The organism is Bradyrhizobium sp. LA6.8, assembly GCF_040547935.1.
Lineage (GTDB): Bacteria > Pseudomonadota > Alphaproteobacteria > Rhizobiales > Xanthobacteraceae > Bradyrhizobium > Bradyrhizobium barranii.
On record NZ_JBEPQQ010000001.1, the window covers coordinates 1151716 to 1164387 of the forward strand.

The window sequence follows — 12672 nt, forward strand, 5'->3', positions numbered from 1 at the left end:
AACGGATGGGGCCGCTGAAGGGCATCAAGGTCGTGGATATGACCACCGTGCTGATGGGTCCCTATGCGACCCAGATGCTCGGCGATTACGGTGCCGACGTGATCAAGGTGGAATCGCTCGACGGCGACGTCACCCGCCTGATCGGTCCGATGCGCCATGCCGGCATGGGCCCGGTGTTCCTCAACACCAACCGCAGCAAGCGCTCGATCTGTCTCGATCTGAAGAAGCCCGCCGGCCGAGAGGCCGTCCTGCGGCTGCTGAAGGACGCCGACGTTCTCGTCTACAATGTCCGCCCGCAGGCGATGGCGCGGCTTCAGCTCGGCTACGACGTCGTCTCCGCAATCAACCCGCGTCTCGTCTACGCCGGCGTGTTCGGCTTCGGCCAGGACGGGCCCTACGCGGCAAAACCCGCCTATGACGATTTGATCCAGGGCGCGACCGCGCTCCCCGCCTTGATGGCGCAGACGGGTGATGGCGTGCCGCGCTATGTGCCCAACGCGCTGGTCGACCGCATCGTCGGTCTCACTGCGGTCGGCGCGATCTGTGCCAGCCTCGTGCATCGGGATCGCACCGGCCGCGGCCAGCGCGTCGACATCCCGATGTTCGAGACCATGGCCGGCTTCGTCATGGGCGACCACATGGGCGGGCTCACCTACGAGCCGCCGCTCGACAAGGGTGGCTATGCCCGCCACCTCTCGCGCGACCGCCGGCCCTACAAGACCTCGGACGGCTATCTCAGCGTCATCGTCTACAACGACAAGCAGTGGGACAATTTCTTCAAGGCAACGAGCCGCGACGATCTGCGCGCCGACCCCAAATTCGCGACCTTCGCCGGCCGTGCCGCCAATATCGACGTCGTCTATGCCGAGCTCGCGCGCATCTTCGAGACGCGCACCACGGCCGAGTGGATCGATTTGCTGACCAAGGCCGACGTGCCCGTGATGCCGATGCACGACCTCGCGTCCATCCTGCACGATGAGCATCTGGAAGCCACCGGCTTCTTCCCGGTCGTGAACCATCCGACCGAAGGCCCGATCCGCAGCATGAAGGCGACGGCGACATGGTCGGAGACCGAGGCGGAGCCGGTGCGACTCGCGCCGCGGCTCAACGAGCACGGCGCGGAGATTCTGCGCGAGGTCGGCTACTCCCCGGACGAGATCGCCGCCATGGTGCACGACGGTGTCACGCGCTCACCGCCGGAGCAGGGAGGGGCACCATGAGCTTCATCACCGGCGTCGGCCTCACACCTTACGGCAAGCACGAGGGCTCATCCTCGCTCGACCTGATGAGCCGGGCCGCGCAAGCCGCGCTCGACGCCGCCGGCCTCAAGCGTGCCGAGATCGACGGCATCCTCTGCGGCTACTCCACCGTCTCGCCGCACATCATGCTGGCGACCGTCTTCGCCGAGCATTTTGGCATTCGCCCGTCTTATGCGCATGCCGTGCAGGTCGGCGGCGCCACTGGTCTTGCGATGACGATGCTGGCACATCACCTCGTCGAGGCGGGCGTCGCGCGCAACGTCCTCGTCGTCGCCGGCGAGAACCGGCTCACCGGGCAGAGCCGCGACGCTTCGATCCAGGCGCTGGCGCAGGTCGGTCATCCCGACTACGAGGTGCCGCTCGGCCCGACCATTCCCGCCTATTACGGCCTGGTCGCCACCCGCTACATGCACGAATACGGGGTGACGGAAGAAGACCTCGCTGAATTCGCGGTGCTGATGCGCGCGCATGCCTGCACCCATCCCGGCGCGCAATTCCACGATCCCATCACGGTCGCCGATGTCATGGCGTCCAAGCCGGTGGCAATGCCGCTCAAGCTGCTGGACTGCTGCCCGGTGTCCGACGGCGGCGCGGCCTTCGTCATCAGCCGTGAGCGGACCGGCGAGGCCGGCGTGCGCATCCGCGGCTGCGCCCAGGCGCATACCCATCAGCACGTGACGGCCGCGCCCGCGCTCAGCGAACTCGGTGCTGAAATCTCAATCGCCCGCGCCAAGGAGGCCACCGGCCTTGCGATCTCCGACGTGCGCTACGCCGCGATCTACGACAGCTTTACGATCACGCTCGCCATGCTGCTGGAAGACCTTGGCCTTGCCGGCCGCGGCGAGGCGGCTGCGCGCGTGCGATCAGGCCATTTCAGCCGCGACGGCGCGATGCCGCTCAACACCCATGGCGGCCTGCTCAGCTATGGCCATTGCGGCGTCGGCGGCGCGATGGCGCATCTGGTCGAGGCGCATTTGCAGATGACGGGGCGGGCGGCTCACCGCCAGGTGCGCGATGCCTCGATCGCGCTGCTGCACGGCGACGGCGGCGTGCTGTCGTCCCATGTGAGCATGTTTCTGGAGCGCGTGCGATGAGCGAACGAATCGCGGACTGGACCAAGGGCGAGCAGGCCATCACCTTTCAGAGCTGCGGCGCATGCGGCCATGTGCAGTATTTCCATCGCGCTTTCTGCGCGGCTTGCGGCGCGCCCGATCCGCGCGATGCACGCGCCAGCGGCAAGGGCAGGGTCTATGCGACCTCGCTGGTCTGCCGCGCCGCCACGCCCGAGACCCGTGCGCACGTGCCCTACAACATCCTGCTGGTCGATTGCGCCGAGGGATTTCGCATGATGGCGCACGGCGAGACGAATCTAGCTATCGGCGATGAGGTCACCGCGAGCTTCCCGACGTTCGCCGGCAAGCTCGTGCCGTTTTTCAGCAAAAGGAAATAGTAGGATTCGTCATTCGGGGGCGGTCCAAGGGACCGAGCCTGGAACGGGATTCTGGGCCTGGCTTGTGCGAGAGCCACCCCGGAATGACGAAAACACTCTACGCAACTCTTTTGCTAACGCCCGTAGAACAAGATGCTGGCGATGACGAGCATCGCCGTCACCGCCAGCATATGCGCGAGCGCTCCCGAGGCCGCCCCCTTGGTGGCTTCCTTCATGCCTATTCTCCCTAGACTTGGGCGTGACTCATCGTTGCGCGCACTGCGCACCCGACGGTCAATTGTTTTTACTCGGAACACCCCTTGCGAGTATTCACCGTGATTTGTCCCCACACGGCGAATATCGACTGTGCCAAGGTCGATCAGCAATGCGGCGGCATTTTGACTCGATGATGTTGCTGTTGCGGTCGCGCCAGAATACAGTTTCGTGGAACTCTCGCCGCTAACGACAAAAAGCATCAAAGGCCCAAGGAAATCTTCAAGGAAATCTTCAGGTAAATCATGGCCCGTATCAACTACAGCGACCCGATCAAGGCGTCCGACCGCACCCGCGAAATTCTCGACAAGAACCGCAACGCCAACATCTTCCGCATGATGGCGCACTCGCCGAGCTATTTTGAGCAGTACTGCCGGCTCGGCGGAGCCATCCGCCACAAGGGCGAGCTCGATCCCATCGTGCGCGAGCTCGCGATCACCCGCACCGGCATTTTGTGCGAGGCGCCGTATGAGATCGTCGCGCACAAGCGCATCGGCAAGAATGTCGGCGTCACCGACGAGCAGAACGAAGCGCTGGAGAATTGGCAGGCTGCGACCTGCTTCAACGAGGTGCAGCGCGCCGCACTCGCCTTCACCGACGAGATCGTGAAGCTGAAGAAGCCGACGGATGCGACGTTCAAGGCGATCGCATCGAAGCTGACACCGGCCGCGCTGGTCGAGCTCCAGCTTTCGGTCGGCTTCTACATCATGACCTCGAAATTTCTGGAGACTTTTGAAATCGACCTCCAGCCCGTCACGGAAGTGGTGGGCTGATCCAAAAACTATGGCGAGGTTTGCCGATGACGATCGATGAATACGCGGTCTGGGCCGCGAGCATTGCGAAAGTCGATGAGCATCCGTCCAACGAGCGGCTGTCCTATCTCGGGCTCGGCCTCGCCGGCGAATCCGGGGAGGTCGCTGACCACATCAAGAAGCTGCTGCGCGATGACTGGCTCGACAAGGCGGGCCTCGTCGATGAGCTCGGCGACGTCATCTACTACTGGGCGTGCCTGTGCGCCGCGACCGGCCAGCAGCCGTCCGAATTGCTCAAGGCGAGCGCTGCCAAGATCAAGCGACGGCTGAGCGAAGCCGCGAGCCGCTGACCCGGATCAGCGCGCTCACGTCGACGTCAGAATGTCGACCTTGGCATTGGCGACGATCAGGCGGTCGGCGAGCAGCTGCGCCAGATTGCGCATGATGCGCTCGGAAGCGCGCGGGTGCTGCTTGCGGAAGCGCTCGAAATCCTTCAGCGGCACCTCGAATGCGGTCGCCGCCATGTCCGCGTAAACATCGGCCGAACGCGTCGGCTCCAGCAGCGCCATCTCGCCGAAGGCCATGCCGGCGGTCAGCGTCGCCAGCCGCACGCCGTCGGGCAGGGTGACATGCACGGCGCCGCTGCGCAGGAAGAACAGGGAATCGGCGGGGTCGCCTGTCGTGATGATCTTTGCCCCGGATGGAAAGGTCCGGATCGTGCAGATCGAGGCGAGGTCGGTCAGCTCTTCCTCGCTCATGCCCGATAGCAGCGGCTGTTCGGCAAGCTCGGTCGTCTCGTGGAAATCGATCGAGCCGCCGTAGCGGTAGACGATCTGGTCTTCCGCCCATTCGATCGCGGTGTCGAGCAGGTAGAAGTCGCGGACGTTCTTCAGCTCCGCCGTCCATTCCCGCAGGCTGTCCCATTCCTTCGACGCACGCCTGACCCCCGACAGTACGACGGTCACATTCAGCGCCGCCAGCTCCTCGAATGCCTCGGCCACGAGCCGCGCCCCGGCGCGCGTGGTGGAGGTGACGCGGTGGAGATCGAAGATCACGATTTGCGGCCGCGGCTGTCCGGCCAGCCTGCGCGAGACATAGTCGACCGCCGACAGCGACAGCGTGCCGACCAGCTCGATGACCCGCACCTCCTGCTCGTGCCCGGCCAGAATCTCGCGCTCCTGCGGCCGGCGCACGCGCCGCGACGGGCTCTTGCCGATGTCGTAATCGGCGATGACGGCGTTGCGCGCGTCGTCGCTGCGGTTGAGCATGTGCAGGTCGTAATGCGAGGACAGCGCCTCGCAGACCTTGATGCCGCGCACGCTGTTGCCATGCTTGTCGAGCCTCGGCGAATAGCTGCCGAGCCCGAGCCGGGCGGGAAGGGCCGCGAGGATGCCGCCGCCGACGCCGCTCTTGGCGGGGATGCCGATCCGGTAGATCCACTCGCCGGCGTAGTCGTACATGCCGGACGACGTCATCACCGACAGCGTGCGCGAGATGGCGTAGGGCGTCAGCACCTGCTCGCCCGTGACCGGATTGACGCCGCGATTGGCGAGCGTCGCCGCCATCACCGCGATGTCGCGCGCCGTGACCAGCACCGCGCATTGCCGGAAATAGACGTCGAGCACGCCGGCGACATTGTCCGAGATCACCGCATTGGTCTTGAGGAGGTAGCCGATGGCGCGGTTGCGGTCGCCGGTCTGGCTCTCCGAGCTGTAAACGGCCTCGTCCACGGCGAGATCGCGCCCCGCAAAGCGGCTGAGCGCGAGCCGGATCTGCTCGAAGGCGTCCGCGCCCTTGCTGTCATAGATCAGCCCGGTGCAGGCGATCGCGCCGGCATTGACCATCGGGTTGAACGGATGGTTCTCGGAATTGAGCCGGATCGAGTTGAAGGGATCGCCCGAGGGCTCGACGCCGATCGCGCTCTCGACGCGGCCGGCGCCCAGGAGGTCCAGCGCCAGCGCGAACACGAACGGCTTTGACATCGACTGGATGGTGAAGGGCACCCGGCTGTCGCCGACCTCGTAGACATGGCCGTCCAGGGTCGCGAGGCTGATGCCAAAATGGGCAGGGTCGGCCTTGCTAAGCTCGGGGATGTAGTCGGCAACGGCGCCGGAGGTCTCGGCCGAGAATTCGTTGAGACAATTGCCCAGAAACCGCAGCAAGGGCGGCTTCGAGCGGGTCCAGGCGGAGGCGAGAGGCGAAAGCGTTGTCATCGCCTGTCTTTGTGCAACGCAATCAGGGCACGCGCAACCCGTCCGGCACCACAGCCTGCCGCCGGACCAGCAGCAGGGCGATCAAAACCGTGGGCACGAGGATCGCGAGGCCCAGCAGCGTGACCTGCACCTGCGACAGCGGCATGATCCCGCCGCCCGGGGTGGCCACGACAAAGCCGCCGATCACCAGCAGCACACGCAGCGGCCATTCCATCAGCCCCGCGCCGCGGAGGTCGCCGACATAGGCCTGATAGCCCTGGATGCCGCCGCAAATGAAGACGATGCCGAAACAGGCAAGGCCGGTGAGCCCGAACGCCTCGAGATACGGATTAGGGCCCTGAAGCAGCAGCGCCGGATTGAGCACGAAGAAGAACGGGATGAAGTAGATGATACTGCCCACCCACATGCTCTCCCAGCCCGTCTTCATCGCGGGCGCACCGGCGATGCCGGCCGCCGCGAAGGAGGCGATCGCCACCGGGGGTGTGATCGAGGACAGCATGCCCCAGTAGAAGATGAACATGTGCACGGCCATCTTGTTCAGCCCGAGCTTCTCCAGCGCCGGCGCCACCAGAATGGCCAGGAAGATGTAGCAGGAGGTCGTGGTCAGCCCGAGCCCGAGGATCAGGCTGGTGATGGCGCACATGATCAGCAGCAGGAAGGCATCACCTCCGGCGATGCTGAGCAGATCGTTGGCGAGGCTCGAGATCACGCCGGTGAGCGAGAAGGCGCCGATCAGCAGGCCACAACCGGCGAGGATCGCGATCAGCTCGACGAAGGTTTTGCCGTTGAGTTCGAGGAAATGCAGCCAGCGCGCGCCGCCCCAGTTCTTGCCGGGGAAGAATTCGTTCAGCGCGGCCAGCAGGCACATGCCCCACAGCGCGGCGTTGAGCACGCCGAACCAGAACATCGCAGCCGTTGCCGCGATCGAACCGGCGAGCACCAGCGTATTCCCGAGCTTCCAGCGCGCCGGCCCGGACCATTGATGCAGGATCACGAGCAGCACGGAGGCATAGAACGGCGCGTGGCTCTCGCGCTTGAAGTAGAGCAGCATCACCACGAGCACGACGATCACGAAGAGATAGTACCAGCCCTCTTTGAAAGCGTCCCAGAAGCGCGGCAGCTCGGCGCGCGGCAGGCCCTTCAGCTTGTGGCGCGCGGCATAGGCGTCGACCTGCGCGAACAGGCCGACATAATAGAGGATCGAGGGGATGGTGGCGGCGAGCGCGACGTCGGCATAGCCGGTGTTCATGAACTGCGCCATGACGAAGGCGGTGGCGCCCAGCACCGGCGGCGCCAGCACGGCGCCGGTCGAGGCGCAGGCCTCGATCGCGCCGGAATAGGACGGCGTGAACCCCGTCTTCTTCATCGCGGGGATCGTCATCGTTCCGGCGGTCAGAACATTGGAGACGATGCTGCCGCCGACGGTGCCGAGCAGGCCGGAGGCGAACACGCAGACTTTTGCCGCGCCGCCGCGGAAGGTGCCGCACATCGCGAAGGCGATGTTGATGAAGAATTTGCCCGCGCCCGTCATCATCAGCGCGGTGCCGAAGACGAGGAAGCCGATCACGGTGTCGGCAAAGGCCTGGATCGGAATCCCGAGCAGGCTCTCACCGGAGAGCATGTGATAGGACGTGGTCTGCTGCAGCGTCGACTGTGTGCCGCGGAACGGCCCGAGCCAGGAGGAATCCGCAAACAGCGGATAGAGCGTGAAGGGCAGCACGCTGAGTAGCAGGCTCCAGCCGCCGGTGCGCCGCAGCGCCTCCATCAGCACGAACCACATCACGAGCCCGGCGGCGATGACGCTGCCAGGCGCGCCATCGAACTCCCAGCCGAATTGCGCGGCCTTGCGGATATTGAGCATCAACCAGATCGCCGAACCGAAGGTCGCGGCGAACAGCAGCAGGTCGTACCAGGGGATGCGGTCGAGCGGCGCCTTCTCCGATCCCGGAAAGATCAGGAAGGTGAACGGGAGCATCAACGCGATCAGCAGGTAGAAATATTCGGTGTTGAGCTGGGTGTAGTCGATGAAGAACCGCAGCGAGAATTGCTGGTTCACACACAACAGAATGGTGGCTGCGGTGGCCGCCATCAGCACCCAGCGCCACGCGCCCTTCAATGTGCGGACGCGCGTGACCTCGGCTTCCTGCAGATCGGCGGCGGCGCCGAGATGCGGATCTGCGAACTCAACCTTCGTCGCCGGCGCTGCCGCAGTCTCTGACATCGGCGCTCTCCTCAAACAATTCTGCGGCAGGCAGCTTGACGGTCAGTCAAACCCGTTCGGCATGTCGGCCTTGGCCAGCGCCGTGGCGCGCGCCTTCATCCAGCCCTCGAGGAAGGCCTTTTCGTCCGACGGCGGATTGGATTTGCCGTAATCCGCCCACGCCGCGCCGAGCACGTCCTGTCGCTTGAACAGCTTGTTGTTGTGGGCGTCCTGCGCGTCAGACCATTGCCCGGCTTCTTTCAGGGCCTTCACCGCGCCGGGATGCACGGGCACCACCCAGTTCTTGGTCTGCCGGTCGGCGGCGAGCCCGCCGGCGCCGGGCGCGGAGTCCTTGTAGGCGTCGTAGCTGACGATCATCGCCTTGGTCATCGCATAGACCTGGTCGGCCGGTTGCGAGGCATAGGCGATGAAGATCGGATAGGGGTAGTTGCCGAGCTCGATCGGCTTGTCCGGAGTGATGCCGGCACCGCAGGTTGCGGTCTGCGGGAAGAAGAACGAACCGACCTTCTGCATCCGCGCCCAGCCTTCCTTGTCCTTGGCGGGAAGTGGCGGCCAGACCAGGCCGCGTGGCGAGGTCTCGGCTTCCTTGGCAGGGCCGGTGATGGTGGTGCCGAAGGCGGCGTCGGTGTCGTTGTTGATCAGGCCTTTCCACATCGCGCCGTAGCTCGCGAACTCGACGACCTTGACGTCCTTCTGCGTCAGGCCTGCGAAGGCGAGCACCGCGAGCGAGTTCTGGTTCAGCGCGGGCGAGCCGACGACGAAGCCGACGCGCTTGCCTTTCAGGTCTTTCAGATCTTTCACGCCGCTATCGGCTGCGACCCCAAGCGAACCGCAATTGCAATCGACGCTCGAGAGCATGATCTGGAGCGGCTGCGGGCCCCATTCCTTCGAGCCGAACTCGAACACGCCTTCCTGCGCGAAATAGGTACCTGATCCCATCGCCGATGACGCCGCGCGCTTGGCGCGCAATGGTGCAAGCCGCGCGACGTCGTTGCCTGCGGGCAGCACGCGCACATCGGTGCCGTATTTGTCCTTCATCATCTTGCCGACGCCGACCGCGATGTTGAAGCCGGCGGTGCCGGTGTCATAGGCGGTGAACGTCAATGTCGCCGGCAGCTTGATGTCTTCGGCGATTGCATAGCTTGTAGACGCAAAAGAAATGCCCGCAACCAAGGCAGGCGCGAGCATGGTCAGCCCACGAAGCATGTTTCCCTCCAATGATCCTCGCGTTTGCCGCGAAGAGTTTCATTCTTTGTTTGAAACAGTTTTTTGTTTGAAACGGATCATGTCATCGCGATCAGGCGATGGCAACGCCGTACCGCGAACACGGTGATGAGGCAGACAGATTGTCGCGGAAGCCACGGATAATGCAGTCAGTTCGCGACGATCGCGATCGCCTGTCCTTCGGCGACGACATCGTCGAGCTTGACCAGCAGCGATGTGATCGTGCCGCTCGCGGGCGAGGGCACAGGTATCTCCATCTTCATGGCTTCGACGACTACAACGTCATCGCCATCCGCAACGGTTCCTCCAACTTGCACGGGAGTTGCGCAGATGCGACCCGCGACCTCCGTGACGATCTTAATTTCTGGCATGCCATCGCCTTTTTGTTGTCGTCGCAAAATGCCTGAGGTAGCGTCGTCTGCAAGTGGAATTTAATTCCGCAGAGCGGAACGAACGGTAGGGAACATGGGACGACGATCGGAGCGGTTAAGCAGGCAAGGTGCGCTCGCTGGCGATGCCGGCGAGGGTGATGTCATCCAGGTGGTGTCGCGCGCGTTCGACGTGTTGCGATGCTTCGAGGGCCATGAGGCCCGACTCGGCAATCTCGAGATTTCAAATCGCTGCGGCCTGCCGCGCTCGACGGTGTCGCGGCTCACGCACACGCTGACGCGGATGGGGCAACTCGTGTACCTGCCGCGCGACCAGAAATATCGCATCGGCCCGAGCGCGGTGGCGATGAGCGCCTCGATGATGAAGGGCGCGCAGCTGCGCAGCATGATCCGGCAGCGGCTCCAGGAAGTCGCCGAGCAATTGCCAGGCACTGTCGGCTTCGTCGTCCCCGATCGCTTCCATCTGGTCTATCTCCAGTTCGCGCGCTCGGCGACTGCGCTCGGTCTGCATGAGGGCACCGGCAGCCGCATCTCGATGGCCTCGACGGCCGCGGGCGCGGCCTACACGGCGGCGCTAGCGCCTGAAGTCGGCGATGCCTTCATTACGGACATGGAACGGGAAGCGCCCGAAGCTGCAAAGATCCTGCGGCCCCGCATCGAGGCCAACCGGCAGTCGTTGCTCGAGCGTGGTTACGTCACGGCCTGCGGCCTGTGGAGCCCGCACATCAACGGCCTCGCGGTGCCGATCTGGTCGCCGCAATACCAGACCTTCGTCGTCATCACGATCGGGCTGTTGTCGTCGATGTATGACGAGCAGCGTCTGCATGCCGAAGTCGCGCCGTTGATGGTCGCGCTCGGCCGCTCGCTCGGAAGCCTGATGGAGGGCGCGGAAGGTGATGTCTTCAACAACCGCCTCTCGCGCAAACCGGTCGCCATGGCCGTGCATAACAATAACAAGCCGATCAATTCGGAGGGAGTGAATGAACTGGAAGCCGGAACTCGACGAGCTCGCCCGGCGCGAAGCCTTCGCGCGGGAGATGGGCGGCGTTGACAAGGTCAAGCGTCAGCATGACCAGGGCCGACTGACTGTTCGGGAGCGTATCGACAGACTGATCGACAGCGGCAGCTTTCACGAGATCGGTGCCGTCTCCGGCATCGGTGAGTACGATTCCAGTGGCGAGTTGCAGAAATTGACGCCGGCGAACTGCGTGTTCGGCCGCGCGCGTGTCGAAGGCCGCACGGTCGTGGTGGTCGGCGACGATTTCACCGTCCGCGGCGGCTCGGCCGATGCGTCGATCTCGGCCAAGCCGTTGATGGCGGAGGAAATGGCGCATGATTTCCGGCTGCCCATCGTCCGCATCATCGAGGGCTCCGGCGGCGGCGGCTCGGTCAAGACCATCGAGACCAAGGGCGCGGCCAATCTGCCGGGCGGCATCGGCGGCACGCGCTGGTATCGCTTCACGACGGAGAATTTGTCGCGCGTGCCGGTCGTCGCGCTCGGTCTGGGCTCAGTCGCAGGCTTAGGCGCGGCGCGCCTTGCCGCCAGCCACTATTCGATCATGACCCGGAAGTCCGCGATGTTCGTCGCGGGGCCGCCGGTGGTGAAGGCGCTCGGGCAGGACCTCTCGAAGGAGGAGCTCGGCGGCGCCGACATCCAGACCCGCGCCGGCGCGGTCGATCATGCCGTCGATACCGAAGAAGAGGCATTCGCCTGCGCGCGGCGTTTCCTCTCTTATCTGCCGTCATCGGTCTACGAACTGCCGCCGACCTTGCCCTGCACCGACAATCCGGAGCGCACCGAGGAAGCCCTGATGAATGCGGTGCCGCGCAACCGCAAGCAGGTCTACAAGATGCGGCCGATCGTCGAATCGGTCGTCGACAAGGGCTCGTTCTTCGAGGTCGCCAAGAATTTCGGCAAGCCTGTTATCGTCGGTCTCGCCCGGCTCGAGGGCAGGGCGGTGATGGTGCTTGCAAGCGACAGTTTCCACTACGGCGGCTCGTGGACCGCGGATGCGTGCCAGAAGGTGGTGCGTTGGGTCGACTTCGCCGAAACCTTTCACCTGCCGATCGTCTATCTCATGGACTGCCCGGGCTTCATGATCGGCCTCGATGCCGAGAAGGCGGCCACCATCCGCCACGGCGTCCGTGCCATGGCGGCGGTCAATCAGACCACGGTGCCCTGGTGCACCGTGATCCTCCGCAACGCCTTCGGTGTCGCCGGCGTGGTGCATCAGCCGGCCGACCGCTTCTCGATCCGCTACGCCTGGCCGTCAGCCTATTGGGGCTCGCTGCCGCTCGAGGGCGGCATCGAAGCCGCCTACCGCGCCGACATCGATGCGGCCGAGGACAAGGCGGGCAAGCTCAACGAGATCCAGGAACGGCTGAACAAGCTGCGCTCGCCGTTCCGCTCCGCCGAAAAATTCTGGGTCGAGGAGATCATCGATCCCAGGAAGACAAGGTCGCTGCTGTGCGAGTTCGCAAGGCTGGCCGAGCCGTTGCGGAAGGCGGGGCCGCCGGAGAACATGACGATCAGGCCGTAGGTTGCGGTCACGGCGAGCAACCGGGGGCGCGCGAAGCGAAGTCCCGATGACGGGCTCCGCGAAGCAATCCAGACTTTACCCGCGGAGGCCGTCTGGATTGTTTCGTCGCTTCGCTCCTCGTGGAGCGGCGCGGTGCAAGTCGTGATGCGTGGAACCATTTCCGGCGCTGTGCATTCAAACGCGCATGAGGAACCTGTATTTCGGCATCGGGGCTCTCGCCGCCGCGCTGGTTCTCTTTACGATTTGGCTGGGCCAGCATGAACGGGAGGCATCAATCGATCGCCTCGAGCAATGGGTGATTCCGCGCCCGCCACCTGAGCGCTAAAGGAATCGCGGCCGGCACTGACGACCCTATCGAAATACCCACAAACA

The 12672-nt window shown here is 64.5% G+C and carries 11 protein-coding genes; 7 read left to right on the plus strand and 4 right to left on the minus strand.

Annotation, left to right across the window (positions count from 1 at the left end):
• Positions 1-5 precede the first annotated feature (5 nt).
• The 5 genes from ABIA90_RS05035 to ABIA90_RS05055 all read left to right on the plus strand — a co-directional run bounded on the left by ABIA90_RS05035 (position 6) and on the right by ABIA90_RS05055 (position 4063).
• Complete coding sequence (locus ABIA90_RS05035; protein WP_354117483.1) at positions 6-1220, plus strand: CaiB/BaiF CoA transferase family protein; 1215 nt, start codon at positions 6-8, stop codon at positions 1218-1220.
• Positions 1217-2353, plus strand: a complete 1137-nt coding sequence (locus tag ABIA90_RS05040) for a thiolase family protein (protein WP_354117484.1) — start codon at positions 1217-1219, stop codon at positions 2351-2353. The genes ABIA90_RS05035 and ABIA90_RS05040 overlap by 4 nt, the downstream gene beginning before the upstream one ends.
• A complete protein-coding gene (locus tag ABIA90_RS05045; RefSeq protein WP_354117485.1) occupies positions 2350-2709 on the plus strand; it encodes a Zn-ribbon domain-containing OB-fold protein in 360 nt (119 codons plus the stop codon). Before ABIA90_RS05040 ends, ABIA90_RS05045 begins: the two co-directional genes overlap by 4 nt.
• Positions 2710-3206: 497 nt before the next feature.
• A complete protein-coding gene (locus tag ABIA90_RS05050) occupies positions 3207-3734 on the plus strand; it encodes a carboxymuconolactone decarboxylase family protein (protein ID WP_028157706.1) in 528 nt (175 codons plus the stop codon).
• Positions 3735-3760: 26 nt separating this feature from the next.
• Positions 3761-4063 (plus strand): nucleoside triphosphate pyrophosphohydrolase family protein, encoded by a 303-nt coding sequence (locus tag ABIA90_RS05055; RefSeq protein WP_014495972.1) that lies wholly within the window; start codon positions 3761-3763, stop codon positions 4061-4063.
• Positions 4064-4078: 15 nt separating this feature from the next.
• Here the strand turns inward: ABIA90_RS05055 and glsA are convergent, their stop codons facing one another.
• From glsA to ABIA90_RS05075, 4 genes are all read right to left on the minus strand, one after another.
• Complete coding sequence (gene glsA / locus ABIA90_RS05060; RefSeq protein WP_354117486.1) at positions 4079-5926, minus strand: glutaminase A; 1848 nt, start codon at positions 5924-5926, stop codon at positions 4079-4081.
• 22 nt (positions 5927-5948) lie between these two features.
• On the minus strand, positions 5949-8147 hold the full coding sequence (locus ABIA90_RS05065; protein WP_354117487.1) for a TRAP transporter permease: 2199 nt from the start codon (positions 8145-8147) through the stop codon (positions 5949-5951).
• A gap of 42 nt (positions 8148-8189) precedes the next feature.
• On the minus strand, positions 8190-9353 hold the full coding sequence (locus ABIA90_RS05070) for a TAXI family TRAP transporter solute-binding subunit (protein WP_354117488.1): 1164 nt from the start codon (positions 9351-9353) through the stop codon (positions 8190-8192).
• A gap of 167 nt (positions 9354-9520) precedes the next feature.
• Entirely contained in the window at positions 9521-9742 is a 222-nt protein-coding gene (locus ABIA90_RS05075; protein ID WP_014495968.1) for a biotin/lipoyl-containing protein, read from the minus strand.
• 94 nt (positions 9743-9836) lie between these two features.
• Between ABIA90_RS05075 and ABIA90_RS05080 the strand changes: the two genes are divergently transcribed.
• Together ABIA90_RS05080 and ABIA90_RS05085 are read left to right on the plus strand one after the other, a co-directional pair.
• Complete coding sequence (locus tag ABIA90_RS05080) at positions 9837-10811, plus strand: IclR family transcriptional regulator (protein WP_063983838.1); 975 nt, start codon at positions 9837-9839, stop codon at positions 10809-10811.
• The gene (locus ABIA90_RS05085; protein WP_354117489.1) at positions 10741-12300 is read left to right on the plus strand and encodes an acyl-CoA carboxylase subunit beta; all 1560 of its coding nucleotides are present in this window, start codon (positions 10741-10743) and stop codon (positions 12298-12300) included. Before ABIA90_RS05080 ends, ABIA90_RS05085 begins: the two co-directional genes overlap by 71 nt.
• Positions 12301-12672: the final 372 nt, after the last annotated feature.